We start from the raw sequence: 25,764 nt of genomic DNA, 5'->3' as shown, positions 1-25,764 counted from the left end.
CGTGGCTTTCGCAACCGAACACCCCGTACTCGCCCAGTCGGACCACCGGCCCGTCACGGACATCCCCCGGACCGGCGGCCGGTTCGAGGTCGTCAGTGACTACAAGCCCGCCGGTGACCAGCCGGCGGCCATCGACGAGCTCGAACGCCGGGTCAACTCGGGCGAGCGGGACGTCGTGCTGCTGGGCGCGACGGGTACCGGCAAGTCGGCGACGACGGCCTGGCTGATCGAGCGAGTCCAGCGCCCGACGCTGGTGATGGCGCCGAACAAGACGCTCGCCGCGCAGCTGGCGAACGAGCTGAGGGAGCTGTTCCCGCACAACGCGGTCGAGTACTTCGTCAGTTACTACGACTACTACCAGCCCGAGGCGTACATCGCGCAGACGGACACCTACATCGAGAAGGACTCGTCGATCAACGACGACGTCGAGCGGCTGCGGCACTCGGCGACGATGAACCTGCTTTCGCGGCGTGACGTCATCGTGGTCGCGAGTGTCTCGTGCATCTACGGCCTCGGCACGCCCCAGTCGTATCTGGACCGGTCCTCGGAGCTGAAGGTCGGCGAGCAGCTCGACCGGGACGTCTTCCTCCGCGCACTGGTGGACGTGCAGTACACCCGCAACGACATCGCCTTCGCGCGCGGCACCTTCCGCGCCCGCGGCGACACGGTCGAGATCATCCCGGCGTACGAGGAACTGGCGATCCGCGTCGAGTTCTTCGGCGACGAGATCGAGAAGCTGTACTACCTGCACCCGCTCACCGGCGACATCGTGAAAGAGGTCGACGAGGTCCGCATCTTCCCGGCCACGCACTACGTCGCGGGCCCGGAGCGGATGGAGAAGGCCATCCACGGCATCGAGGCCGAGCTGGAGCAGCGGCTGGCCGAGCTGGAGAAGCAGGGCAAGCTGCTCGAAGCGCAGCGGCTGCGGATGCGCACCGCGTACGACATCGAGATGATGCGCCAGGTCGGGTTCTGCTCCGGCATCGAGAACTACTCGCGGCATATCGACGGCCGCGAGGCGGGGACGGCGCCCGCCACGCTGATCGACTACTTCCCGGACGACTTCCTGCTGGTCATCGACGAGTCGCACCAGACCGTCCCGCAGATCGGCGGCATGTTCGAAGGCGACATGTCGCGGAAGCGGAACCTGGTCGAGTTCGGGTTCCGGCTGCCCAGCGCGGTCGACAACCGCCCACTGACCTGGGAGGAGTTCACCGACCGGATCGGGCAGACGGTGTACCTGTCGGCGACGCCGGGGCCGTACGAGATGGGGCAGGCGGGCGGCGAGTTCGTCGAGCAGGTCATCCGGCCGACCGGCCTGGTCGACCCGAAGGTGGTCGTGAAGCCCACCGAAGGCCAGATCGACGACCTGGTGCACGAGATCCGCGAGCGGGCCGAGAAGGACGAGCGCGTCCTCGTCACCACGCTCACCAAGAAGATGTCCGAGGACCTCACCGACTACCTGCTGGAGCTGGGCATCCGCGTGCGGTACCTGCACTCCGAGGTGGACACCCTGCGCCGGATCGAGCTGCTGCGGCAGTTGCGGGCGGGCGACTTCGACGTGCTGGTCGGCATCAACCTGCTCCGTGAGGGCCTCGACCTGCCCGAGGTCTCGCTGGTCGCGATCCTCGACGCGGACAAGGAAGGCTTCCTCCGCAGCGGCACGTCGCTGATCCAGACGATCGGCCGTGCCGCGCGAAACGTGTCGGGCGAAGTCCACATGTACGCGGACAAGATCACCGACTCGATGCGGCACGCCATCGACGAGACCGATCGCCGCCGCGAGAAGCAGGTCGCCTACAACGAGGAACGCGGCGTCGACCCGCAGCCGCTGCGGAAGAAGATCGCCGACATCCTCGACCGCGTCTACAGCGAGGCCGAGGACTCGGAGGAGACGGTCGCCGTCGGCGGTTCGGGCCGGAACGCGTCGCGCGGCAAGAAGCCCGAGCAGGGCGACAGGGTGCGCAGCTCCGGGATGCTCGTCGACAAGGACGTCTCCGGGATGCCGCGCGCCCAGCTCGCGGACCTCATCCAGCAGATGACCGAGCAGATGATGCAGGCCGCGCGCGACCTGCAGTTCGAGCTGGCGGCCCGGCTGCGGGACGAGGTCTCCGACCTTAAGAAGGAACTGCGCGGCATGGACGCGGCCGGCATCAAGTAGCGCGTGCAAGTACCGCAACCAGAGGACGAAACGCGAGGAGCGCTGGGGGCGGCCGATGACAGTCGAGGACGTGATCGAGTACTGCCTGGCCAAACCGGGCGCGGAGGAGACTTATCCCGCAATTAGTCCTCTAGTTGCGATCCTTGCGCGTGCAACTACCGCAACTAGAGGACGAAACGCGTAAGGGGTCAGAGGCGCGGACGGTGCTGCAGGCTCAGGTCCGCGTCGAAGTCCGGGAAGCCGGACGGCATCGAGCGCGTGGTCACCCCGGGCGAAACCGGGGGCAGCCCCGCCCAGCGCCGGACGTTGTTCGTCGCTTCGGCGGCCTGAGCCGCCGGAAGCTGCGAGATCCGGGCGCCGTGGTTCCCGCCCGGCACGGTGTAGCTGTACGAGTCCTTCGTGCCGAAGCCGAGCTGGAACGGTTCGGCGCCCCAAGGGTCGTTCCCGCCGTAGACGAACAGCAGCCGCTTCCCCTGCGTCTTCACCCAGAAGTCGATGTCCGGCATCGCCAGGTGATCGAACCGCGGGATGTCGACCGACTTCGGCACGAACGTCCGCGACACGTTGGATCCCGGGTAGCGCAGCAGATCCCGGAGATAGCCTTCGTAGGATTCCGGGGCGCCGAGCTGGTAGGCCGCCTGGAAGTAGTAGGGGACGTAGATCCCGAGGTTCTGGTCGGAGTAGGTGTTGAGGCTTTCGACGCGTTCGAACCACGCGTAGACCTCGGCCACCGGGGCGCCGGCCTTCGGGATCGTCGCGCAGTCGGACTGCTTCTGGTACTGCCAGAAGGCGAAGTACGAGTCGATGACCGAGATCTCCAGCGAGATGTCGGCCGAGCCGACGGTCGTGAACGTGTAGCCGTTCTTGGCCGCGTCCGCCGCGGCGAGCGCCGCGAACTCCGGACGCCGGGTCAGCACGTCGCGCTGGATCGCCTTCAGTGCCGACCGGCAGGCCGGGTCGTTCCCGACGTTCGCCAGGAACCGGTTGTAGCGGTCGTGCGAGTTGATGACGTCGTTGGGCGCGACGTAGGGGATCGTCGCGTCGACGTCGTTCGGGAAGAACCTACGGAAGTAGGTCGCCGTCATGCCGCCCTTGCTGCCGCCCGTCGCGAGCCACTTGCCCGGGTAGAGCCGCTTGAAGGCCTCCACAGCGCGGTGCTGATCGGCGGCGGCCTGCCAGATGGTCAGCTGCTTGCCCCAGTCCGGCCGGTCCGGCCGCGACGGGGTGAAGAACCGGTACTCCATCGACAGCTGGTTGCCGTCGACGATCTGGGTCGGCTCCGAGCGGTTGGGCGATTCCGACACGTTGTACCCGCTCGTGTACACCACGGTCGGCGAGCGGAACTCCTTGTGCAGCAAGGTGAAACGCTGCTGGAAGGTGCCGGAGCCAGGCCTGCGGTGGTCCACGGGCTGGGTGTAGCTGAGCTTGAAGAACCGGTATCCGGTCGGCGCCGGATTCTCCGAGACGACGGTCAGGCCGGGTATCCGCCCGAGTGCCTCTTTGACGTCCTCGGGTGCCGCCTGCGCGACCGGGGTCAGCCCGGCCAGTGAGAGAACGGTGATCGCCAGGACCGACCACGCCGCCGTGAGCTTCCGCATCCATGCCCTCCCCATCGGGACCTGTTGAGCGGTCGGATACTCACAGAGTCCCCGCCGGTGGGCAATCGCCTATCCGGACGGTGTCCCGGTGACCGGGACGGCTATCCGGCGCGGCGGAGCACGCGGTCGACGTAGGCCTTGATGGCCGCGAGCGCCTCGGGTGAGCTCCACAGTTCGAGGACGTGGGCGTCGTCGCCGGTGCGGTGCTCGGCGATCCGCTCGTGGAACGGCCGGTGCAGCTGGGCCTTCGTGTGCGCGTACGCGGCCGCGGGGATTTCGGCGAGTTTCTTGGCCACCTCGATCGCGCGCGGCAGCACGGACTCGGGCGCGGTCACCTCGTTCACCAGCCCGAGCCGGAGCGCGTCCTCCGGCAGGTGGGTCTCGCCGAGGAACGCGAGTTCGGCGAGGATGTCGGCGCCGAACCCGGACCGCAGGATCTCCAGCGCCGCCAACGGGAACGGGACGCCGACGAGCAGTTCGGTGATCCCGATCCGGCCAGGGCCGTCGGCGAGGACGCGGCGGTCGCAGGCGGCGGCGAGCACCGCCCCGCCGGCGATCGCGTGCCCGTTGACGGCCGCGACCACCGGGCCGGGGAAGCCGAACACCGAGAGGAACGCGTCCGACAGCGCGGGCAGGAAGTCCTCGACGTAGTCCGCGCCGCCGTCGTGCACCCGCCGGAGGTCGACGCCCGCCGAGAAGACGCCGCCGGTACCGGTCAGCACGACCGCGCGACAGCCGCCGAGCTGGACGTCTTCGAGCCGGAGGGCCAGCTCTTGGCAGAATTCCGTGTCGAGGGTGTTCGCCTTGCCGTGCTGCAGGGTGACGACGGCGATCCCGCCTTCGTCGTCCACGCGGATCGAAGAGGTGGCCATGGGCCGACCGTACCCGAGCCCGCGGAGATCTACAGTGGACCGCTCAATCCGCGAGGCGCACGGTGATCGTCGGGCTGAAGGAACGCTTGCGGTTCCAGCCGGATTCCGCGCCGATGCTGAGCTGGATCGCCCGGTCGGAGGGCGACCAGTAGCCGGTGCGGACGAAGTACGCGTCCATCGCGCACAGCCTGCTGCACGACTTGCGGTTGCAGATGGTCTCCCAGCCCCACTGCCTGCCGCTCTCTTCGACGCCGTTGCGGCGGACGAACAGGTGCGGGTTGCCGATGTCGCGGCAGTAGGCGCTGCCCTCGGAGATGTAGAGGACCCCGTCGATCTTGTAGAAACGCTTGTTGTCGAGAAGTGTCACTTGACCCGAAGCGGCGAATCCGACTCTGCCGCCCTTGTCGGCGGTCATGGTCCAAGCAAGGGAGAATTCTTGGACCGGGATCTCCAGTGACTGGGTCATGGTGACATCCCCGCTTTCTGCTCGCGTCGGCACCTTTCCCCTGAAGATAAGGATTTCCCGGGGGTCGCCGAAGCTGAACGGTGACTTTTCACCCAATGAGTCGATGATCGGAAAATCGATGTTCTCATGCGCATGAAACACCGGTTACCGGCGCTAATGGGTGAAGGTCGCCACGGCCAGTGAAAACCGGGGCCCACCAGGGAAGTGATTTTCGTCTTCCCGGTGGGCCCCGGTGATTTTCGAGTACGGAAACGCTCTCAGCTGGTGATGTCCTTCGTCGCGAACCGGCGGCCGGCGAGGAGGAAGAAGACCGTGCCGTACAACGCCGCCGACAGCAGGCCGTTGGCCATGTTCGTCCAGTCGATGTCGGTCGAGATCAGATCCATCCACGAGAAGGCGAAATGCGTCGGCAGGTAGTCCCTCAGCCCTTCCAGCGCGGTGATCTGGTCGAGGATCTGCGAAACGATCGCGACGATCACCGCACCGCCGACAGCGCCCAGCGGGGCGTCGGTGGCGACCGAGAGCAGCATCGCCAGACCGGCCACCCACGCCAGCTGCAGGATGATGTAGATCGTCGCCAGCCCCATGGCCACGAGGCTGTCGCTGAACGACACCGCGTCCCCGGTCGGGCTGATCGCGTCGCCCGCCCCGTACCAGATGACGCCGACTATCAGCGCCACCAGCGGCAACAGGATCAGCGCGATCGCGGACAGGATGCCGGAGACGATCGCCTTCTGCCGCAGCACCCGATGCCGGGGGACCGGCATCGCGAGTAGGTATTTCAGGCTCGACCACGACGCCTCGCTCGCGATCGTGTCGCCGTAGAACAGCGCCACGATCATCGGGAGCAGGAACGTCCCGGAGACGAACAGCGCGAGCACCACGAAGTTCGGCGCGCTCGCGGTGGCGAGGTCGACGAACCCGCCGCTGCGGCGGTTGGGGTTGGCCTGCCCGATCTCGAACGCGATCACCAGGATGAACGGCAGCAGCGCGACGAACCCCAGCATGAGCTGGGTCCGCCGCCGTTTGAGCTGCCGTTTCAGTTCGACGCCGAGCCGCAGCGTCCGGTCGGCGCGGTAACCCGCCACCGCCCCGTCCGGGCCGACCTCGGTGCGTTCGTGCGACGCGACCTCGGTCAGCTCCAGCAGGGCCGCCGGATCGGTGTGCACTCCGTGATCCGCCCGGGTCACCGGGGAAGAACCATTGGTCTTACTCACCCTTCGAGTCCTCTCCGACCAGCTGCAGGAACGCGTCTTCCAGACGGCGCCGCGGCCCGGCCTGCTCGACCGCGACCCCGGCCCGCACGAGGGCGGCGACCGCCTCGGCGCGTGCGAGACCGTCGAGATCCGCGTGGACCAGTTCCCCGTCGACGTCGACGCCGGAAACGCCCCCGACCTTCCGCAGCGCTTCGGCCGCTTCGGCGGGCTTGTCGACCCGGAAGGTCGCCTCGCCGCTGGACGCGGCCAGTTCGCCGACCTCACCCGAAGCGACCAGCATGCCGCGGTGCATCACGACCACGTGCGTACAGGTCTGCTCGACCTCGGCCAGCAGGTGGCTCGAGACCACCACGGTGCGCCCCGTCGCCGCGTAGCGCTGGAGCACCTCGCGCATCTGGTGGATCTGTGGCGGGTCGAGTCCGTTGGTCGGTTCGTCGAGCACCATGAGCTCCGGCAGGCCGAGCATCGCCTGCGCGATCGCGAGCCGTTGCCGCATGCCCTGGCTGTAGGTGCGGACCCGCCGGTTCACCGCGTCGCCGAGCCCGGCGATCTCCAGTGCCTCGGCGAAATGCGCCCTCTCCTTCGGGCGGCCCGTGCTCGCCCAGTACAACTCCAGGTTCTCCTTGCCGGACAGATGCGGCAGGAAGCCCGAACCCTCCACAAAGGACCCGATCCTGGACAGCACCGGCGCGCCGGGAGCGATCAGATGGCCGAACACGCGGATGTGGCCCGCCGTCGGCGTGATCAGCCCCATCAGCATGCGCAGCGTCGTCGTCTTGCCCGCGCCGTTCGGCCCGAGCAGCCCGAGCACCTGACCGGGTTCGACCCGGAACGACAGGTCCTTCACCGCGACGAAACCGCCCGCGTAGGACTTGTGCAGGCCCTCGATCACCAGCGGCGTCTTCGAGAGGCTCTCGTCGACGTCGTGGGCGCGGCGGCGGCGGAACGCGGCGATCACCGTGATCGCGATTCCCGCGAGCAGGGTTCCGGCGATCCCGAGCAGCTGCGCGACGGGGGCTCCCGCGCCGACCGACGTGCCGTGGACGACCGGGACTCCCAGCCCTCCGCCGTCCGCCAGCCCGATGCGGAACACCGCGGGTTCGACCGGGGTGGCGAACGCCTGATCCGTCGTGCCGACGACGAGCCGGAGCGTGTGCCCGGCCTCCAGCGGCCGCACGATGCCCGGCAGGGTCACCGTCACCTCGACCGGGCTGCCGTCGGCGGGCAGTCCGGAGACACGGAAGGGTGCGACGGCGTTGGCCGGGAGCGTGCGGACGCCTTCCGAGTTGACGTCGTAGAGCTTCGCGAACAGGACGGCTTCCTTCTGCGCCGGCGCGGCGGAAGGATCCGCGGACACCTGCAGCCGGACCGTGGACGAACCGGCCACGATCGTCTGCTCGCTAAGCGGCGTCGTCGCGAACTGCGCGGCCTGACCGGGCGGGTCGATACTGAACAGCCCGGAAAGCCGGGACGAGCCCGCGACCGCTCCGTTCAAACCGGGGATCCCGCTCACCGCGGCGGGGTTGCCGCCCGCGGGCCGGACGACCGGCTGGGCCGGGCCCTCCAGCGCGAAACGCCGCCGCTCGGTGGCGTCCCCGGTGGCTCCCGGGTACGCGGGCGCGGTGACGGTCCGGACCGAAGGGGCGCCGTTGGCCCGCAGCGTGCCCTGGATGTCGTAGCTGAACCCGGTGCCGGGGTCGGTGCCCTGGCCGGTCAGCGAGAACTTGAGGAAATCGGCGATCTGCGCCCGGAGCTTCTGCCCGGGCTTCCCGCCGTCGTGGCCGCCGGTGTACCAGATCGTGCGGACCTTGCCGCCCGCCGCGGCGATCTGCCGGGCGCTCGCGTCGGACTGGTCCAATCCGAACAGAGTGTCGCTTTCGCCCTGCACCAGCAGGGTCGGCACGGTGATCTTGTCCGTCACGGACGCGGGGGAGACGCGGCGAAGCAGGTCGACGGTGCGCTGGCTCGCCTTGCCGGTGGTCGCGAGTTCGGTGTAGGCCTGACAGACGTCGGCGGTGAACCGTCCACACGGGTCGGCGGGACCGGGTGTCGGCCGCTGTCCGTTCGGGCCGCCGAGCGGAAGGGACTGCGCCGCCGCGCCCGCCGCGGCCGCGCCCTGGGAGGCGCCGGACTCACTGGTCTCGTCACCGGCCTCGGGCGCGTCGTTGGAAGGCGATCCACCCTGGGCCGCACCGGAACCGGCGGAGAAGAAGATGCCCGCCCACGACCTCTTGAAGACACCGTCCGAAGTGAACGCTCCGGCGGCGGGAGTGGTGGCGTTCGGCGCCGCCGGGGCGGCGGCGTTCGGGAAGAGTCCCTGTGCCAGGTCGTTGTAGGTGATCACCGGTGCGATCGCGTCGACGCGCTTGTCGGTCCCGGCGAGCAGCAGCGAAAGCGCGCCGCCGTACGAAGCGCCGGACACGGCCACCTTCGGATCGCCGTTTTCGCTGAGGACCTCGGGCCGTGCGGCCAGGGTGTCGATCAGCTTCCGGGCGTCGGCGACCTCGCGGTCGGGGTCGTTGAGCGCGATCTTCCCGGTGCTGCGGCCGAAACCACGCGCGGACCAGGCGAGGACGACGAAACCCTTCTCGGCGAGCTCGCGTGCTTCGGTGGCGACGCTGTTCTTGTCGCCACCGAAGCCGTGGGCGAGCAAGACGGCGGGCGCCGGGGTCTGCTCGGGGAGGTAGGTGGTCGTGTCGATCTTGACGACCTCGGACGAGCCGGGGACTTCCGGCAGGTCGAGGGTCGCTTCCTGGGTTTTGACCGTGGACTGAGCGGGATCGCTGTTCGTCCACACGACGGCCGCGGCGGCCAGGACCACCACGACCGCGGCGAGCGCGATGAGCTTCGCGCCTCGCGTACGAGGGAGCGGGATTCGGGGCACGGAATGACCGTATTCGCCCGAAGCTGAGAACGCCTCGTCGAGCTAACGCGGACCACACAAGGGTGGGTTGTCCCGCCATCAAAACGGGTACTAGAACAGCGAGGAGAGGTGAGTGTGACGGGAGTTACGCCATCATCTTGGTGACAAGGGCAACCTTAACTGGCGTCATGCGTACAGACAGGTCAAACTGGACCAGCTGTGAGGGGAGTATTCCTTCGCGGCGGTGTCGTCAGCACGGTGGTCTTCGCAGGCCCCCGGCACCGTCGGCCGGTCTCGTACCGGCGGAAGAGACCTCCGGTTAGTTGCTGCTGTGCACTATCCGGAGGGTTGGTTACATGTCTGTTCCCCTGTGGCTATGGATCGCCACGGTCGGTGGTCTGCTCGCGCTGATCGCACTCGACCTGGTCATCGTCGATCGCAAGCCGCACGAGGTCACCACCGGCGAAGCCGCGCGGTGGGTCATCTTCTACGTCGCCGTGGCCGTCGCTTTCGGCATCGGTGTCTGGATCTTCGGGGGACACGACCCCGGCGTCGAATTCTTCACCGGGTACATCACCGAGTACTCGCTGAGCGTCGACAACCTGTTCATCTTCATGATCATCATGACGTCGTTCAAGGTGCCCGCGATCCACCAGCACCGCGTGCTGCTGATCGGCATCCTGCTCGCGCTCGCCATGCGCAGCGTGTTCATCGCCGTGGGCGCCGCGCTGATCGCGCAGTTCGTCTGGGTCTTCTTCCTCTTCGGCGCCGTCCTCATCTGGACCGCGGTCAGCATGGTCCGCAACAAGGACGAGGACGAGGAATACGAAGAGAACGCGCTCACCCGCTGGGTGCGCAAGCTCTTCCCGGTCACCAACGAGTGGCACGGCCACAAGTCGTTCGTGAAGAAGGACGGCAAGCGCTGGATCACCCCGATGTTCCTGGTGATCGTCGCGATCGGCAGCGCGGACCTGCTGTTCGCCGTCGACTCGATCCCGGCAATCTTCGGCATCACGCAGGAGGCATTCCTGGTCTTCACCGCCAACGCGTTCGCGCTGATGGGCCTGCGCCAGCTGTACTTCCTGCTCGGTGGCCTGGTCACCAAGCTGGTGTACCTGTCCTACGGCCTCGCGGTGATCCTCGCCTTCATCGGCGCCAAGCTGTTCCTGCACGCGCTGCACGAGTACCACGTCGTGCCGGACTGGCTGGACATCAACAACTGGGTCTCCCTGGGTGTCATCGTCGTGGTCCTGACCGTGACGACGGTGGCCAGCCTGTCGAAAGCGAAGAAGCTGGAAGCCGCCGAGCGGGAGTCTTCAATCAGTAGTTAGAGCTGCTAAGGATCGGGTACCGTCGGGGCTGTGCGTCCCGTTGACATCGAAGCCCTGACGGTCCCCGGCATCCCCGCGCTGCGCGGCGACCTGCTGCTCACCGCGCTGAGCAGGCCTGATCTGAAGACGAACAGCTACCGCGGCGGCCTGCGCAGGGTCGATCCTCGCGGTGGCGGGGAAGAGCCCTGGACCCACGGGACCAAGGACTCCGCCCCCGTCATCTCCCCGGACGGCCGGTGGGTCGCCTTCCTCCGGGCGGGAGAGGGCTCCGGGCGCGAAGCCAAGTCGCAGGTGCACGTGATCGCGGTGGCCGGTGGTGACGCGAAGCGGATCACCGACCTGCCCCTCGGCGCGGGCACCCCGGTCTGGGCACCCGATTCCCGCCGGATCGCCTTCGTCGCCCGCGTGCCCGAGCCGGGCCGCTACGGCACGGAGAACGCGGACGGCGAAACCCCGGAGCCCGCCGAAGAAGCGCCGCGGCACATCACGAACCTCTTCTACCGGGTCGACGACATCGGTTTCCTCAACGACCGTCCACAACGTCTGTTCGTCGTGGACGCCGTCGCCGCGCTGGAGGAGGCCGCGCCCGCCGACCTCACGCCGCTGACCGACGACCGCGCCGACGTCGAGCATCCTTCGTGGACGGTCGACGGTGAGTTCGTCCTCATCGTCGCGCCCCGTGACTGGGCGGTCGAAGACACCGTCCGCTCGGACGTCTACGCCGTGCCCGCCGGAGGTGGCGAGCCCCGGCTGCTGGTCAGGACCCCGGGCAGCGCGGCCAGTCCGGTGTCCACTCCGGACGGTGCGATCCTGTTCTACGGCACCGAATTCCCCGGTATGGAGGAGATCGCCCGCAACACCGGGCTGTGGCACGCGCCGTGGCCTTCCGGTGACGAGCCGTCGTCCGCGCGCCGGCTGACCGACGTCGAAACGGTGGACTGCGACAACGCGGCCGGCCCGCCCGCCGTCCTCGGCGACGAGGTGCTCGTCGTGGTCCGCACCCGCGGCGCCGCCGAGTTGCGCGCCGTTCCGCTCGACGCCGAACTGGCCGAGCTGAAGTCGTTGCGGTACCTGGCCGGCGAGTTCGCCGCGGTGAAGTCGTTCGTCGTCGACGGCGCGCGGATCGCCGCGGTGATCGGGACGCCCGAGAGTTCCGGCGACGTCGTGCTCCTGTCGGACGAGGAGCCCCGTGTGCTCACGGACTACTCGAAGACGTTGCGGGACATCGGGATCCGGCCGCTGGAGGAACTGGACGCGACCGGGTCCGACGGCTATCCGGTGCACGGCTGGATCGTCCGGCCCGAGGGCGACGGACCGCATCCTGTCGTCCTGATGATCCACGGTGGGCCGTTCGCGCCGTACGAATGGAAGGTCTTCGACGAGGCGCAGGTGCTCGCCGCGGCGGGGTACGCCGTCGTCCTGGGGAACCCGCGCGGTTCCGCGGGCTACGGCGAGAGCCACGGTCGCAGCATCGTCCGCGGCTTCGGCACCGTGGACGCGCAGGATCTGCTGACACTGCTGGACGAAGCGCTCAAGATGTCCAATTTGGACAGTGATCGCGTCGGTGTGATGGGTGGTTCGTACGGCGGCTTCATGACCAGCTGGCTCGCCGCGCACCACGGCGGCCGGTTCCGGGCGGCGTGGAGCGAGCGCGCCGTCAACGCCCACGACTCGTTCGTCGGCAGCTCGGACATCGGCTGGTTCTTCGCCGGCGGCTACATCGGCGACGATGTCGAAGAACAGCGCAAGCGCAGCCCACTGACCTACGCGGAAAAGATCGACATCCCGTTCATGGTCGCGCACTCCGAGCAGGACTGGCGGTGCCCGCTGGAGCAGGCGCAGCGGATGTACGTGGCGCTGCGGCGCGCCGGGGCCCCTGCCGAGTTCCTGCTGTTCCCGGGCGAGGGGCACGAACTCACGCGTTCGGGTCAGCCGCGGCACCGGGTGCAGCGGTTCGACGCCGTGCTGCAGTGGTGGGCCCGTCACCTCTGATCTTCGGTACCGAACGCTATGAAAGGCCCGTTACTTGCAAAATTTGCAAGTAACGGGCCTTTCATAGCATTGGTCAGCTCAGCATCGGTCAGCTCAACAGCGTGTAGTTCAGCTCTTCGCACACCCGGCCCAGCGGGACGTCGAGCCCAGGGTGGTCCAGCGGGAGCAGCACGTCCGGCGCGACCGGCAGCGAGTTCCCCGCCGGGGGGTCCCACAGCGCGAGCGCGGGCCCGCCGGAGTCCATGGACGACCGGTACCAGACGCCGTCGAGGTCGCCGAAGGCCGCGCGGATGGCGCGAGCCCAAGCCTGGGTGATCTTCTTCGGCCCGCTCGAGATCTCCTGCGAGGCGCCGACCCGGGTCGGCCACAGGCCGGCGAGGTCGAGCAGCCGCAGCGTGCGGGTCGGCCGGACGACGACGAGGCGCGGGCCGCGGGATTTGCGGTCGACCGTCGACGTGGTCTGGAAGACCTCCGCGATGCTGGTGCGCACGGTGAGGCCGAAGTACAGGACACCGTTCCCGGGGTCGGTGACCGGGCGCCCGCCGCGACCTGGGGTCTGCGGGTCGAAGCGGCCATGGGGGAGCGGGCCGCTGTAGCGGAACGAATTCCACTGCTGGGGGTGGTTGCCGTGCGCGGTGAAGATCCTGACCAGCCTGGTGCCGGGATGCACCGTCACCACGTCATTGGTGCGGTGCAGCTCCTTGACCAGGACAGAGCGTGCGGGCGGCAGGGGGAGCCGGGCCATACCTCGGGAGTCGTCCGTCCTTGTCGGGTGATCTTGCTCGGTGGGGTCAGCCTACGGCCTGCCCCCGACTGAATTTTTCCGTCGTCGGGCAAAACCTCAGAACGGGGAACCGAGAGTGGCCACCAGCCTCGCGACATGTTCGGGGTCGCCGCCGGAGAGCAGCCATTGGCGCGGGGTGGCGGGGTGTTCGTTGATCACCAGATCGGACTGCGGGGTGCTCATGAACGCGGCGACGACGAGCGCGGGCTGGTCCTCGGGGACGGCGCGCAGCACGACCTCCAGGCCGGGCAGCACTCCGGAGCCGGTGAACTGCCAGGCGGGCAGCCGCCAGCCCTGGTCCTTCCAGCCGGTGAGCCTGCCCTCCTTCAGGCGGTGACGGATGCGGCTGTCGTCCACGCCCAGCGCTTTCGCCGCCTCCAGCACGCTCAGTGCCGAATCGGCGAGTACGGCGTGCGCGGCGACCGTGCGGGCACGGAAGTCCGGTTCGTCCTCGCTGCGGGGGGAGATGTCCAGGCCGACGTCGGTGAGCGCGGCACGTTGATCCGCTGAGAAGTAGTGCGACGGATCGGGGTTCGGCGGGGAAAGCCTCCGCGCCGCGTCCTCGACGAGGTTCAGGAACTCGTTGGCGTCGACCTTCAGGCCCGCCTTGGCGAGAACGTTCTCGAGCGCAATGGACATAGCGCCTAGGGTAACGCGTCTGTGCGGGTTCGTGCGGTCTCATCTCGGTTTCGTGGGGGAATTCACCAGAAACGAACACAGAGCGCACGGGATCACACACGCGCAGTAGGCAATATCGGAACAGTGTGCCCGGATCGGGCGACCTTGTCCAGGGATCCCGGCTTGACAGGTCGTAGGGGGGAACTTACCTTCCGAAAGGTAATCGATTTCTTCCCACCGCTTCGGAGAACCCGGCTGGTATGGGGCCGGCTTGGGGGAACAAGGGGGTGGGGCGTTCCTGGGCGGCCGGCGCGAACCGGTCGCCCAGGCACGTCGTTCATCCGGGATCTCCGGGATCAGCCGCGCCGTGAGCTCCGGCGCACGATCAGCTTCGCCTGCAACGTGGTCGTCGTGGCCTTGCGCGTGCTGTCGCCGATCCGGGCGAGCAGCAGCTCGGCGGCGACCTTGCCCACCTCGTTCGCGGGCTGGGCGACCACCGTCAGCGGCGGATCGATCAACGTCGTCCACGGCGCGTCGTCGAACGACACGATCCCCACGTCCTGTCCCGACCGCAGGCCGCGCGAGGCCAGCGCTTCCAGGACGCCGATCGCCATCGTGCTGTTGCCGACCAGCAGCGCGTCCGGCGGCTCCGGCTCGTCGAGCAGGCTGAGCGCGGCGAGCCTGCCGCCCTCGGCGCGGAACTCGGCACGCCGGGTGAGCGCGTTCTCCACGCCGACGGCGTCGGTGTACCCGGCCAGCCGGTCTTCGGCCGTGCGCACCCCGGGAGGCCCGCTGACACAGGCGACCCGCCGGTAGCCGCCGTCGATCAGGTGGCGTGTCGCGTCGCGGGCGGCGAGCCGCGTGTCGACGAGCACCTGGTCGCCGGTGTTCTCCAGCAGCGGCCGGTCGACGGCGACCACGGGCGTGCCGCGCTGGGTCAGCCTGTCGACGTTGGTGGCCCGGCCGGTGGGGGAGAGCACCACGCCGGCGACCCGTTCCTGGAGGGCGACGTCGATGTAGCGCCGCTCCTTCTCCTCGTTGTCGTCGGCGTTGCACAGCACCACCGAATAGCCCGCCGTCTGCGCGATGTCCTCCACGCCGCGGGCGATCGCGGTGAAGAACGGGTTCTCCACGTCGGAGATGATGAGCGCGAGCACCGCGGTTTCCTGACGGCGCAGGTTCCTTGCGAGCCCGTTCGGGTGATATCCCAACTCCGCGGCGGCGGCCTGTACCCGCGCCGCGAGGATCGGGTCCACAGTGGACTTCCCGTTGAGCGTTCTCGACACGGTCGCCGTCGAAACCCCGGCCTTCGCCGCCACGTCGTTGATGGTGGCCACCGTGACCTCCCCTTCTGCAGGTGTCTTGACACCTTCGCACGGGAAGAATAGCTTGACCGACAATCGTTACCATCCGCTGATCGCGCTACTCGCGCTTGAAAGTTCGCGCTGGGACTCCGGAGGTGCCGTGGGGGACCCGGGCCTGGTGCTCGGCATCGACATCGGCACCTCGAGTTCCAAAGGTGTCCTCGTCGATTCCCGGGGAACCGTGGTGGCACGAGCATTCCGGCGGCACGACACTTCCCGCCCTCGTCCCGGCTGGTTCGAACACGACGCCGAAACCGTGTGGTGGCAGGATTTTCTCGCCCTGGCCAGGGAACTCTTGGCAGGAGCCGGGGATCATCCCATCATCGGAGTCTCGGTCAGCGGGATCGGACCGGTGCTCCTCCCGGCGGACGCTTCCGGAAAACCGTTGCGCCCGGCGATCCTTTACGGCGTGGACACCCGCGCTCATGACGAAATCCGTGAGCTGAACCGGGAATTCGGTGAAGAATCCATTGTGGAACGCGGTGGCAGCGCGCTCGGCTCGCAAGCCGTCGGGCCGAAATGGCGCTGGCTGGCCAAGAACGAGCCGGACGTGTTCGAAAGCGCGAAGCTGTTCCTGATGGCGAGTTCGTTCCTCGTGCTGCGGCTGACCGGTGAGTACGTCCTCGACCACCATTCGGCGAGCCAGTGCGATCCGATGTACGACCTGCGCGAGGCCCGGTGGGCACCGGACCGGGTCGCCGCGATCGCGCCGGGCATCGAGCTGCCCCGGCTCGCGTGGCCGACCGAGGTGGTCGGTTCGGTCACCGCCGAGGCGGCCGCGGAAACCGGCCTGCCGCAAGGGATCCCGGTGACGGCGGGCACGATCGACGCCTGGGCCGAGGCGACGGGTGCCGGGGTCACCTCGCCCGGGGACACGATGCTGATGTACGGCACCACGATGTTCCTGCTCCAGGTGCTCGCCGATCCACGCCCCGGCCAGGGGTTGTGGACGACCCGCGGCGTGTTCCCCGGCACCTATTCACTCGCGGCGGGCATGGCCACGTCCGGCGCGATCACCGACTGGCTGCGCGAACTCACCGGCGGCGAGTTCGGGGAACTGTCCGCCGCGGCGGGCGAGGTCCCGGCGGGCAGCCGCGGACTGCTGATGCTGCCGTACTTCGCCGGAGAGCGGACACCGATCCCGGATCCGGACGCACGCGGCGTCATCGCCGGGCTCACCACTTCCCACGGCCGCGCCGACCTTTACCGCGCGGCGCTGGAAGGCACGGCGTTCGGGGTGCGGCACAACCTCGAAGCCATGCGGGAAGCCGGTGGCGGCACACGGCGGTTCGTCGCCGTGGGAGGCGGGACGCAGGGCGGCGTGTGGACGCGGATCGTCAGCGACGTCGCGCGGATCGACCAGGAGATCCCCGCGGAGACCATCGGTGCCGCGTTCGGCAACGCCGTTCTCGCGTCCGTCGCCCTGGGCCGGGAGCCGGATGTCGAAGCCTGGAACCCGGTCGCCGAGATCGTCCGCCCCGGCCCGGACGCCGAGGTCTACGACGAGTTCTATCCGCATTATCGCGCGCTGTACGAGTCCACAGTGGACATAGCGCATTTCCTGGCGAGGAAGAACTCCCTCGCCTGAACCCCGGCGAACTCGCGGCAATCCCGGCTCAGGTGGGCTTGGTCGGCATAGCCCGCCGAGAACGCCAGCGAGGCGAGATCCGGCGCCGTCCCGGCGAGCCCGATGGCGCGCTGGAACCGCGTGACGCGCAGGTACGTCGCCGGGCCGTAGCCGACCGCGAGGGTGAACCGCCGCCGCAACTGCCGCTCCCCGGTGGCGAACGTCTTCAGCGCGGCGGAGACCCGGGAGACGCCGCCGTCGAGCCTGGCGATCAGCTCCGCGATCTCCCGGTCGCCTCGTCCGGTCCGGTGTTCCGCGACGACGTCGGTGAGCGAGGCGGCACCGTCGAGCACCCGCTCGGTGAGCAGCGCGCCCTCCTTGCCCCAAAGGTCGCCGAGGGGGACGCGCTGATCACGCAGCTCGTCGGCGCCCAGCCCCAGGACGTCGCCCGCCCTGCCGGGCGCGAACCGCACGCCGCGCGCCCGGACGCCGGACGGCGTTTCCCAGGTCCAGGCCGTGGTGTCCGGTCCGGCGACGAAGACCTCATCTCCGCTCGCGACCAGGTCGACGCAGCCGTCGGGCACGATCCGCTTCGGCGCCCGGCCCGCGTCTTCCCACAGGCAACGCACCACGCCGCCCAGCCCGGCGGATGCCGTCGTTTCCCGGTACACGGTTGCCATGATGCCCCGGGGGTACGACAGGAATCGAGCCAGGCATATCACTCAAAGTGAGCTATCCGGCTCACCGTGTTTACGCCGATCGTCCGATGACCAGGTACTCCGCTGTCTTCAGGGCACCCAAAAGGGTGAATATCGGGTTTCTTCCCGATAACGGCTAACGCGGAGTCACCTTGGAACGAGAAGTAAACGACGCACTCGTTGGAAGTGCGCTCGGACGAGAGAAGACCTCTCCATGGGTGTTCCCATCGCGACCCCTCCGGCATCGGCGCCGGGACAGGGTGCCCCGGGCAGGCTTAAGCCGCTCGGGTCCGTCGTGGTCGTGCTGGGTGTGATGGCCGTCGCCGTCACCCTGACCAGTTATGTGCTGCCGAAGGCGTCCAAGCCGGTGCAGAACCCGCCCGCGCCGCAGGTCGAACAGGCCGCGGCCGCCGTGCGCACCGTGACGCACTCGGTCGTCTACGAGCTTTCCGGTGCGAAGGGCGCTCAGAACGTCACGTACGTCGCGCAGGGCTCCGAGCTCATGCAGAAGACCGAAGTGACGGCGCCGTGGAGCACCACCTTCGAGCGGGTGGGCCAGGAAGGCCGCGACGAGTTCTACAGTCTCTCCGCACAGGGCACGGGCAGCGGCGCGCTGCGGTGCCGGATCCTCGTCGACGGCGAGGTCGTCAGCGAACGCGCCGCCCCCGCCGCGGGCGCGCCGGTGACCTGCACGTCCTGATCCCCCGCGCTGCGGCAGGATCGTCCGCGTGACGGATGGTGCGATCGCTTTTGGCCCGGTGCTCGCCGTGGTCCTGGCCGTGCTGGCGATCTTCGGTGCGGCCGTGGTGCAGTTCGGACGGCTGGGGCAGGGCAAGGCGGTGCTGTTCGCGGCCGCGCGCGCCGTCGTGCAACTCGCCGCCGTCTCGCTGGTGATCGTCGGAATCCTGAAATCGGGCTGGCTGACCGGCGGGTTCGTGCTGCTGATGTTCGCGATCGCGGCGGTCACCTCGTCGCGCCGGATCGGTGTGCCGAAAGACCTCGCGTGGGTGGCGCTCGCCATCGCCTCCGGTGTGGTGCCGGTGCTGGCGCTCGTGCTCGCGACCGGGGTGGTCCCGTGGCGGCCCATCGCGATCGTCCCGATCGCCGGGATCGTCATCGGCGGCGCGATGTCCGCGACCTCCCAGGCCGCGAGGCGCGCACTGGACGAACTGGTGTCCCGGCACGGCGAGTACGAAGCGGCGCTGGCGCTGGGTTTCCCGCGCCGCCCGGCCGCGCTGGAGATCTGCCGTCCTTCGGCGGGGCACGCGCTGATCCCGGCGCTCGACCAGACGCGGACGGTCGGCCTGGTGACCCTGCCCGGCGCCTACGTCGGGGTCCTCCTCGGTGGCGCCGGGCCGCTGCAGGCCGGGGTGACCCAGGTGCTCGTGCTCATCGGGCTGCTGGCCGCGGAGGCCGTCGCGGTCCTGGTCGCCGTGCACCTGGTCGCCGCGGGCCGGATCAGCCGAAAGGCGACTGAAGATGCGAAGTGTCGTTGAACCGCCGCACCATCCAGTGCTCGCCCGACACCACCAGGTGTGAGATCGAGCCGTTGTCCGCCCCGAGGAACGCGAACCGGTTCTTCGCGGCACTGGCGTGCGCGAAGACCTCACCGATGACCCCGCCGTGGGTGAACACGGCGATCCGCCGATCCGGATTGGCCGCCGCGAGCCTGCCGATGGCCGCCCTGAGCCTGCCGCCGAACGCCTCCATCGTCTCCGCGCCGGGGATGACGTCCCAGCGCTGTTCCCGCCACAGCTTCTCGACGATCGGGTGGCCTTCGTGGGTGTAGCGGCGGAAGAGTCCGTTCTCCCAGTCGCCGAGGTGGATCTCCCTCAGGCCGGCTTCGACCTCCGGCGTGAGCCCGAGCTTCGCAGCCAGCGGTGCCGCGGTCTGCGAGGTCCGGCGCAGCGTCGTCACGTACAGCGCGGAAATCCGCTCGTCCGCCAGACGGCGCCCGACCCGTTCGGCGTGGTCCCTGCCCTCCGGCGCGAGGTCCGGATCGGCCTGCCCGTCGACGAGGTCGAACGGCGAGTCGCCCTTCGCCGGGGCCGACTCACCGTGGCGGACGAGGAAGATCTCGGTCGATCCCGGCGGGGGAGAGAACCGGTGCTGGCGGTATTCGATCTCCTGCTCTGGGGTGCTCATGCACGCCGACGATACCGAGCTAGCCCAGTTGTTTGTCGACGAAACACCAACGCCAGGTCTCGCCGGGCTCGTGGCTGCGCATCACCGGATGCAGGGAGTCGTGGAAGTGCTCGGTCGCGTGTTTGCCCGGTGAGGAGTCGCAGCAGGCGACGTTCCCGCATTTGACGCATTCGCGCAGGTGCACCCAGGTCATCCCGTTCTCGACGCAGACCGCGCACACGTCGGGCGAGCTGGGTTCGACAGCGGGCCACTCCTTGGTCAGATGCTTGCAGGATCCCGCCGTCGCGGCGGGGGTGCGCAGTTCCCGATCGGAGTCCGGCACGGTCTCCTCCTCCCTGTCCAACATGGATTCCTCGATGTCGAGGCGTTCGAGGATCCGGCGCAGGACATCATCATCGGCCATCCCCGAGTCGCGCGCCTCCAGGAACTTCTCCCGCTCGACTTCGAGCAGTCTCAACCGCAGGCGGCGATAGGCGTCGCTCGGCGTTTCGGTCAGCGCGCTCTGCCTGCCGAGTTCTTCCCACGCAGAGTCGGAGCGGTGCTGGAGCCTGCTGCGCAGCCGCTCGACGATGTCGTCCGGATCCTCGGGGGTCCGGATCTTCTCCAGCTCCTGGAGGGCCGCCCGCGTCATGTCGTTGATGACGGCGGCCTCCTGCAACGCGTCTTCGGCGGGATCGGGCGGGGGCAGTTTCAGGCGCCGGACCAGGACCGGAAGCGTCGTGCCGTGCAGCAGCAGGGTCCCCGCCACCACGACGAACGCGACCAGGACCAGCACGGCTCGTTGCGGGGTGTCCGCCGGCAGCACGAACGCCGCCGCGAGCGTGACGACCCCGCGCATCCCCGCCCAGGCGATCACCGTCGAGTACCGCCAGGGCCAGGCGTGACGGCGGAACACTCGTCGCGCCAGGCCGATACCGATCATCCAGACGACGCGGGTGAGGATCGTCGCGGCGAGCGTGGCGACGCAGATCAGGACGAGCTGGAGCGCGCTCAGCCCGCTGTCGCCGACCTCGGTCATGATCCGGCGGACCTGCAGCCCGATCAGCAGGAACACGATGTTCTCGAGCAGGAACTGGATGGTCTGCCAGTTCAGCCTGCTCGCCAGCCGGGAGCGGCCCGAAAGCATGCTGGGCGCCTTGTGCCCGAGGATCAGGCCCGCGACGACCACGGCGATCACCCCGGAACCGTGGATCGCCTCCGCGGCCAGATAGGCGACGAACGGGACCACCAGCGAAAGCGCGGTGTCGCTGACCGGATCCTCGAGCCGCGTGCGGATCATCGCGGCGAGCGCGCCGACGGCGAACCCGATCACCAGACCGCCGCCCGCGGCGAGCAGGAAGTCCCCGCCCACCTGCAGCAGGCTGACCGAACCGGCGATGGCCGCGATGGCCGTCCGCAACGCGACCAGCGCGGCCGCGTCGTTGAAGAGGCTCTCGCCCTCCAGTAGCCGGGTCAGCTTGCGCGGCATCCCGACCTTGCGGGCGACGGCGGTGGCCGCGACCGCGTCGGGCGGGGCGACCACCGCGCCGATCGCGAGCCCGGCGGCGAGCGGCAGGCCGGGGATCACCAGCCACGCCACGACGCCGACCGCGACCGTGGTGAAGATGACGAGACCCACCGACAACAGCAGGATCGGCCCGCGGTTGCGGCGGAAGTCGATCAGCGAGGTGCGGATCGCGGTCGCGTACAGCAACGGGGGCAGCAGCCCCAGCAGGACGACCTCCGGGTCCAGTTCGTACTCCGGGACGCCGGGGACGTACGAGGCGACGACCCCGACCGCGATCAGGCACAGGGGCGCCGACCAGTCGAGTTTCCGCGCCGCGGCGGTGACCAGGAGGACGGCCACCACCAGTGCCACGAGTTCTACCGCGATCTCCACGCCGCTCATCATCACCCGAGAGCCCCGGTGCGCGCGCACCGAGGCCCGGCTACCGCTGTTCGATGCGCACCAGGGTGCCGGCCGGGTCGCGGAAAGCGCAGTCGCGGACGCCCCAGGGCTGGTCGAGTGGCTCTTGGACGACGTCCGCGCCGGTCGCCTGGATCCGGTCGAACGTCTCCGTCAGGTCCCGCGTGGCGAGCACGATGGTCGCGTAGCTGCCTTTGGCCATCAGTTCGGCGATCACGGCGCGTTCCTCGCCGGTGACCTCCGGATCGGCCGCCGGGGAACGGAGCACGATCGACGTCCCCGGCCGGCCCGGCGCTCCGACGGTCACCCGCAGCGGGCTTTCTTCACGCACTTCGAAGCCCAAGACGTCGCGATAGAAGGAAAGAGCGGCCTCGAGATCGTCGGCGGGGAGGAAGGACGAGTGAATCGAGAGGGTCATGCGAGTCAAGGTAGGTCGGGACGCGGGGAAGCCGCTTCTCTATTCCTGATCGGCCGCATGACCTGTTTGACGACGCAGCCGGGCATGCCGCGGCCTTCTTCCACCGCCTGCTTGCGATAGACGCTCGGCGAGATGCCGACCAGTTCGGAGAACCGGGTGCTGAAGGTGCCCAGCGACGAGAAACCGACGTCGAAACAGACCTCGGTGACTGACATGTCCCCGCGCCGCAGCAGCATCATCGCCCGCTCGATCCGGCGGGTCATCAGGTAGCTGTAGGGCGATTCGCCGTACGCGGCCCGGAACTCCCGGCTCAGGTGCCCGGCGGAGACGTGCACGCCGCGCGCCAGCGCCTCGACGTCGAGCGGCTGCGCGTAGTCGCGGTCGATCCGGTCGCGGACGCGTCGCAGCATGGCGAGGTCGCGCAGGCGCGGGTCGGGGGCACGCTGTCCGGTCACCCGGAAAGCGTAACCCACGCTGAGACGCCGAAGGCCCCCTTCGCCGGGCGGCGAAGGGGGCCTCGGGTGGGTTTCCGTACTAGAGCGTGATCTTGTCCACGTTGGGACCGCCGGTCGCCGTGGTGGCGACCGCCCTGATCTTGTTCACCCCCGCGGCCAGCGTCACCTTGACGGTCTTCGTCGTCCAGTTCGGCCAGGCCCCGGTGCCGCCGAAGCCGACACCCGACGCGCTGACCGTGCCGTTGACGGAGAAGTCCAGCGGCCGGTTCGCCGTGGTGCCGTTGGCGTACCGGACGACGACGTCGTAGGTGCCCGCGGCGGGCGCGGTGACCGTCCACTCGACCGAGCTGCCCGCAACGTTGTCGTAGTTGACGAACCCGGTGCCGGTGAACCCGGCGTGGTTGGACTCCACCGCGCCGCCGACGACCGTGGCGTCCTCCGCCTGGTAGTCGACCGGGTTGTTCGGGCCGGGGCCGGAGCCGTCGGCGGGAACGGTCTGCGTCCCGGTGTTCCAGCCGGAGACCCGCACCGAAGGCTTGGAGCCCTTGAGGTCGGAGGTGCGGTACTTCGCGGTCAGCGTGGTCGTTTCACCCGGCCACAGGCTCACCGCGTTGTCGTTCCATTCCACCGGGAGCACCGGTTTGCCCGCGGAGTCCACGACCTTCGAGTCGACGTAGAACGCCGGGAGCTTGCCGCCCGAGGTGTTCTTCAGCGTCACGGTCGTCGTGGTGGTGCCGTCGGCTCCGGCGACCGATTTGGCCGTCGCGCCGACGGCCGACTGGCCGAGGTTCTTCAGGCCGGACAGATCGGCGTAGGCCGACTGGGGCGTGTAGTACCAGTCACTGCCGGCCCAGTTCAGCGTGTCCGCCTTGGTGGAGAGCCAGTACACGTTCCGGCTGACCTCCTTGCCGGACGAGTCGGTGAGCACCAGCTTCGCCAGGTAGGTCGTCGACAGCCCGCTCACCGCCGGGATGGTGACCGCGGTGGCCTTGGCGCCCAGCGCCCCGACCGACACCCCGGTCTTGGTGTTGCTGTACTTCTCCGTGCCGTCGAGGTTGTACAGCTTCGTGGTCGCCGTCAGCCCGCTCACCGCGTTCGACGTCTGGTTGATCACCACGACCGAGCGATTGTCGTGCGAGTACTGGATGTGCAGGGGCTCGTTGGCCTTCTTCGCGCCGTAGTAAGCGCCGTTCTGGTCCATGTAGGCGTCGAACAGCTGCCAGTGCAACGAGGTCCACGGGCTGTTGAGCATCCAGTAGATCAACCCGGTCGACGGGTTGGTCGAGTCGGTGTAGTTGCGCGAATGCGACTCGAATTCCGCACGCACGTTCTCGTACTGCGCGAGCTGGGACTTCCGCACGAAGTCGTTCAGGTCCGCCGGTGCGCCGTAGCGCTTGGTGAGCGCGTTGCCGAAGAGCTTCAGGTTCGCGAAGGTCGTCGACGAGGAACGGTGGTACTGCGGCGCCGAAGGGTCCTTCCACATCGTTTCCAGCTCACTCGGCGACATCATGCGCTTCAGCGTGTCCATCGTCGGGATGTCGACGCCGGCACTGGTCTCCGAGTTGAAGTTCCAGGCGCCACCACGGTCCTTTTGCGACTTGTCGTACCAGTAGACCGGCGGGACGTAGTCGTACGGGCCGTTCATCTTCATCCCGGAGGCGCCCGTGATCGGGGACGGCCTCTTCGACGCCGACGGGATCACCGGGAGGGTGAAGTCGGCGGCCTTCATCGCGTCGAGGTAGCCCTGCTCGATCCGCTTGTCCGGCGCGAAGTCGCTGCCGATGTGGAAGGAGACGACGCTCGGGTGGTCACGCAGGCGCTCGGCTTCGGAGAACATCGAAGCCTTGGCGATCGGGTAGTCCGATTCGACCCAGGGCTCGCCCTTCTCCTCGCCGTTGACGTGGCCTTCCCATTTGTCGCAGCATTCCCAGCCGGGCATGGTCAGCACGCCGAGGTCGTCGGCCAGATCGAAGAATTCGTCCGGCTCGATGTGGCCTTCCAGCCGGACCGTGTTGAGCCCGAGGTTCAGCACGTACTTGAGCTTGTCGGCCGCCGCGGTCTCGTTCCAGCGCAGGAACAGGTCCGGCGTGTAGCCGCCGCCCCTGATCAGCAGCGGCTTGCCGTTGACGCTGTACTGCCGTCCGCCGCTGGAGTTCAACGGCGCCTTGACGTCGCGGACACCGAACTTCGACTTCGAGGTGTCCGACGGCGCGCCGCCGACACTCGCCGTCAGGTCGAGGGAGTACCGGTGCTGGCCGCCCATCCCGGCGGGCCACCAGAGGTTCGGGTCGTCGAGGCCGACCACGCCGAAGGTGACGGTCTTGCGCTCCTTGGCGGCCAGCGAGACGGTCTGGCTGACCGGCTTGCCCGCGACCGTGCCGGCAACGGTGGCCTGCACCGCGTTCGCCGAGTCGTTGCGGACGTCGGCCTTGACCGTGAGGTCCGCGTGGTCGAGCGCGGAGTTCAGCTTCTGGACCACGTGCGCGCTGCGCAGCGCGACCGGTCCGCTGCGGCGGACGAGGACGTCACGCACGATGCCCATGTTCTGGTCCGGCGGGGTCTGCGCCCAGTCGATCCAGCCCATCGAGAGGTCGTTGTTGGGGTCGTTGGGGTAGACCTTGAACGCGACGCTGTTGACGCCCGCGCGGACGTGCGCGGTGATGTCCAGGTCGTGGCGGGTGTAGGCGCCGTTGACCTGGTCCTTCGTCGCGATCTTGGTGCCGTTGACCCAGACGTCGGCCTTCGAGAGCACGCCGCTGAAGTCGAGATAGGTGCGCGACGACGTGTCTTCGACGTTCAGGTCGGTGCGGTACCACCACGGCACGGAGAACTGCGCCGCCGGGACGTTCTTCATGTTCGTGGAATAGAAGGGGTCGGCGTACTTGCCGTTCTGCAGCAGCCCGGCGTAGACCGTCGACCGCGACGACACCGGGTACCAGCCGGAGGTCGGGAAGCCCGGCTTCGACACCGCCGAGTCATCGCTGACCTGTGCCGAGGACTGGATCACGAAGCCGGGGATCGGGGTGGCGTTGCCCGCGGCGGCGCCGACGGACAGCGGTACGGCCACTTCGGCGCCGGTGGCGGCGGGAGCGGTGGTCACCCCGCAGACCGCGGCGGCCAGCGCGGTGACGGTCAAGGCCAGTAACGGGATCCGGGTTCTCTTCTGCCGAAAACTCACGAGCGCGCCTCCTTGGGCACACGGCGGCGGACCTGGGCGGAAATCGTTAAGAAAGTTCCCTAACAATGTTGGGGGAGATAGTAGCCGCCACTTCGCGCGGGGAACAGACCCTTGCGCCGGGTTCGTCAGCG

The 25,764-nt window shown here is 68.8% G+C and carries 20 protein-coding genes; 6 read left to right on the top strand and 14 right to left on the bottom strand.

The window, feature by feature from the left end:
- Position 1: 1 nt before the first annotated feature.
- A complete protein-coding gene (gene uvrB / locus ACLJPX_RS06435) occupies positions 2 to 2,161 on the top strand; it encodes an excinuclease ABC subunit UvrB (RefSeq protein ID WP_410599198.1) in 2,160 nt (719 codons plus the stop codon).
- A gap of 188 nt (positions 2,162 to 2,349) precedes the next feature.
- Here uvrB and ACLJPX_RS06430 read toward each other — a convergent pair whose 3' ends face one another.
- The 5 genes from ACLJPX_RS06430 to ACLJPX_RS06410 all read right to left on the bottom strand — a co-directional run bounded on the left by ACLJPX_RS06430 (position 2,350) and on the right by ACLJPX_RS06410 (position 9,198).
- Entirely contained in the window at positions 2,350 to 3,759 is a 1,410-nt protein-coding gene (locus tag ACLJPX_RS06430; protein WP_410599197.1) for a S28 family serine protease, read from the bottom strand.
- A gap of 101 nt (positions 3,760 to 3,860) precedes the next feature.
- Complete coding sequence (locus tag ACLJPX_RS06425) at positions 3,861 to 4,631, bottom strand: enoyl-CoA hydratase/isomerase family protein (protein WP_410599196.1); 771 nt, start codon at positions 4,629 to 4,631, stop codon at positions 3,861 to 3,863.
- A gap of 43 nt (positions 4,632 to 4,674) precedes the next feature.
- The gene (locus tag ACLJPX_RS06420) at positions 4,675 to 5,097 is read right to left on the bottom strand and encodes a hypothetical protein (RefSeq protein ID WP_101613300.1); all 423 of its coding nucleotides are present in this window, start codon (positions 5,095 to 5,097) and stop codon (positions 4,675 to 4,677) included.
- 257 nt (positions 5,098 to 5,354) lie between these two features.
- A complete protein-coding gene (locus tag ACLJPX_RS06415; RefSeq protein ID WP_410599195.1) occupies positions 5,355 to 6,314 on the bottom strand; it encodes an ABC transporter permease in 960 nt (319 codons plus the stop codon).
- Positions 6,307 to 9,198 carry an alpha/beta fold hydrolase gene (locus ACLJPX_RS06410; protein WP_410599194.1) on the bottom strand — a complete coding sequence of 964 codons (2,892 nt, stop codon included), beginning with the start codon at positions 9,196 to 9,198 and terminating at the stop codon, positions 6,307 to 6,309. Before ACLJPX_RS06410 ends, ACLJPX_RS06415 begins: the two co-directional genes overlap by 8 nt.
- A 335-nt stretch (positions 9,199 to 9,533) precedes the next feature.
- Between ACLJPX_RS06410 and ACLJPX_RS06405 the strand changes: the two genes are divergently transcribed.
- Entirely contained in the window at positions 9,534 to 10,508 is a 975-nt protein-coding gene (locus ACLJPX_RS06405; protein ID WP_101608814.1) for a TerC family protein, read from the top strand.
- A gap of 30 nt (positions 10,509 to 10,538) precedes the next feature.
- Positions 10,539 to 12,500 carry an alpha/beta fold hydrolase gene (locus tag ACLJPX_RS06400; protein WP_410599193.1) on the top strand — a complete coding sequence of 654 codons (1,962 nt, stop codon included), beginning with the start codon at positions 10,539 to 10,541 and terminating at the stop codon, positions 12,498 to 12,500.
- 88 nt (positions 12,501 to 12,588) lie between these two features.
- On the opposite strand, the gene ACLJPX_RS06395 is transcribed toward ACLJPX_RS06400, so the two are convergent.
- The 3 genes from ACLJPX_RS06395 to ACLJPX_RS06385 all read right to left on the bottom strand — a co-directional run bounded on the left by ACLJPX_RS06395 (position 12,589) and on the right by ACLJPX_RS06385 (position 15,239).
- Entirely contained in the window at positions 12,589 to 13,245 is a 657-nt protein-coding gene (locus tag ACLJPX_RS06395; RefSeq protein WP_007028108.1) for an RES family NAD+ phosphorylase, read from the bottom strand.
- Positions 13,246 to 13,341: 96 nt separating this feature from the next.
- The gene (locus ACLJPX_RS06390; protein ID WP_410599192.1) at positions 13,342 to 13,923 is read right to left on the bottom strand and encodes a DNA-binding protein; all 582 of its coding nucleotides are present in this window, start codon (positions 13,921 to 13,923) and stop codon (positions 13,342 to 13,344) included.
- A 335-nt stretch (positions 13,924 to 14,258) separates the two neighbouring features.
- On the bottom strand, positions 14,259 to 15,239 hold the full coding sequence (locus tag ACLJPX_RS06385) for a LacI family DNA-binding transcriptional regulator (RefSeq protein ID WP_410599191.1): 981 nt from the start codon (positions 15,237 to 15,239) through the stop codon (positions 14,259 to 14,261).
- Positions 15,240 to 15,366: 127 nt separating this feature from the next.
- Here ACLJPX_RS06385 and ACLJPX_RS06380 point away from each other — a divergent pair, with 127 nt between their 5' ends.
- Positions 15,367 to 16,854, top strand: a complete 1,488-nt coding sequence (locus ACLJPX_RS06380; RefSeq protein WP_410599190.1) for an FGGY-family carbohydrate kinase — start codon at positions 15,367 to 15,369, stop codon at positions 16,852 to 16,854.
- On the opposite strand, the gene ACLJPX_RS06375 is transcribed toward ACLJPX_RS06380, so the two are convergent.
- Entirely contained in the window at positions 16,785 to 17,504 is a 720-nt protein-coding gene (locus ACLJPX_RS06375; protein WP_410599189.1) for a DUF6597 domain-containing transcriptional factor, read from the bottom strand. The two genes, ACLJPX_RS06380 and ACLJPX_RS06375, sit on opposite strands and share 70 nt — an antisense overlap.
- Before the next feature lie 241 nt (positions 17,505 to 17,745).
- Between ACLJPX_RS06375 and ACLJPX_RS06370 the strand changes: the two genes are divergently transcribed.
- Together ACLJPX_RS06370 and ACLJPX_RS06365 are read left to right on the top strand one after the other, a co-directional pair.
- A complete protein-coding gene (locus ACLJPX_RS06370) occupies positions 17,746 to 18,231 on the top strand; it encodes an MmpS family transport accessory protein (RefSeq protein WP_410599188.1) in 486 nt (161 codons plus the stop codon).
- Between the two features lie 28 nt (positions 18,232 to 18,259).
- A complete protein-coding gene (locus ACLJPX_RS06365) occupies positions 18,260 to 19,027 on the top strand; it encodes an ABC transporter permease (RefSeq protein WP_410599187.1) in 768 nt (255 codons plus the stop codon).
- Here the strand turns inward: ACLJPX_RS06365 and ACLJPX_RS06360 are convergent.
- The 5 genes from ACLJPX_RS06360 to ACLJPX_RS06340 all read right to left on the bottom strand — a co-directional run bounded on the left by ACLJPX_RS06360 (position 18,990) and on the right by ACLJPX_RS06340 (position 25,633).
- Positions 18,990 to 19,676 (bottom strand): histidine phosphatase family protein, encoded by a 687-nt coding sequence (locus ACLJPX_RS06360; RefSeq protein ID WP_410599186.1) that lies wholly within the window; start codon positions 19,674 to 19,676, stop codon positions 18,990 to 18,992. The genes ACLJPX_RS06365 and ACLJPX_RS06360 overlap by 38 nt on opposite strands.
- 19 nt (positions 19,677 to 19,695) lie before the next feature.
- Entirely contained in the window at positions 19,696 to 21,564 is a 1,869-nt protein-coding gene (locus ACLJPX_RS06355; protein ID WP_410599185.1) for a Na+/H+ antiporter, read from the bottom strand.
- A 40-nt stretch (positions 21,565 to 21,604) separates the two neighbouring features.
- Positions 21,605 to 22,000 (bottom strand): VOC family protein, encoded by a 396-nt coding sequence (locus tag ACLJPX_RS06350; protein WP_410599184.1) that lies wholly within the window; start codon positions 21,998 to 22,000, stop codon positions 21,605 to 21,607.
- Positions 22,001 to 22,005: 5 nt separating this feature from the next.
- Positions 22,006 to 22,473, bottom strand: a complete 468-nt coding sequence (locus ACLJPX_RS06345) for a helix-turn-helix transcriptional regulator (protein ID WP_410599183.1) — start codon at positions 22,471 to 22,473, stop codon at positions 22,006 to 22,008.
- 61 nt (positions 22,474 to 22,534) lie between these two features.
- Positions 22,535 to 25,633: a glycosyl hydrolase 2 galactose-binding domain-containing protein gene (locus tag ACLJPX_RS06340; RefSeq protein WP_410599182.1), complete on the bottom strand. Its 3,099-nt coding sequence runs from the start codon at positions 25,631 to 25,633 to the stop codon at positions 22,535 to 22,537.
- Positions 25,634 to 25,764: the final 131 nt, after the last annotated feature.

This window comes from Amycolatopsis sp. lyj-90, assembly GCF_046549035.1.
Taxonomy (GTDB): domain Bacteria; phylum Actinomycetota; class Actinomycetes; order Mycobacteriales; family Pseudonocardiaceae; genus Amycolatopsis.
The sequence above is the reverse complement of the archived record's forward strand: the minus strand, read 5'-3'. Positions and strand labels throughout refer to the sequence as shown.

Coding starts and splice junctions, on each gene's coding strand:
- ACLJPX_RS06390 (WP_410599192.1), bottom strand. CDS start 13,923: ATGTCCATTGCGCTCGAGAACGTTCTCGCCAAGGCGGGCCTGAAGGTC.
- ACLJPX_RS06370 (WP_410599188.1), top strand. CDS start 17,746: ATGGGTGTTCCCATCGCGACCCCTCCGGCATCGGCGCCGGGACAGGGT.
- ACLJPX_RS06425 (WP_410599196.1), bottom strand. CDS start 4,631: ATGGCCACCTCTTCGATCCGCGTGGACGACGAAGGCGGGATCGCCGTC.
- ACLJPX_RS06430 (WP_410599197.1), bottom strand. CDS start 3,759: ATGCGGAAGCTCACGGCGGCGTGGTCGGTCCTGGCGATCACCGTTCTC.
- ACLJPX_RS06395 (WP_007028108.1), bottom strand. CDS start 13,245: ATGGCCCGGCTCCCCCTGCCGCCCGCACGCTCTGTCCTGGTCAAGGAG.
- ACLJPX_RS06360 (WP_410599186.1), bottom strand. CDS start 19,676: ATGAGCACCCCAGAGCAGGAGATCGAATACCGCCAGCACCGGTTCTCT.
- ACLJPX_RS06405 (WP_101608814.1), top strand. CDS start 9,534: ATGTCTGTTCCCCTGTGGCTATGGATCGCCACGGTCGGTGGTCTGCTC.
- ACLJPX_RS06350 (WP_410599184.1), bottom strand. CDS start 22,000: ATGACCCTCTCGATTCACTCGTCCTTCCTCCCCGCCGACGATCTCGAG.
- ACLJPX_RS06420 (WP_101613300.1), bottom strand. CDS start 5,097: ATGACCCAGTCACTGGAGATCCCGGTCCAAGAATTCTCCCTTGCTTGG.
- ACLJPX_RS06355 (WP_410599185.1), bottom strand. CDS start 21,564: ATGAGCGGCGTGGAGATCGCGGTAGAACTCGTGGCACTGGTGGTGGCC.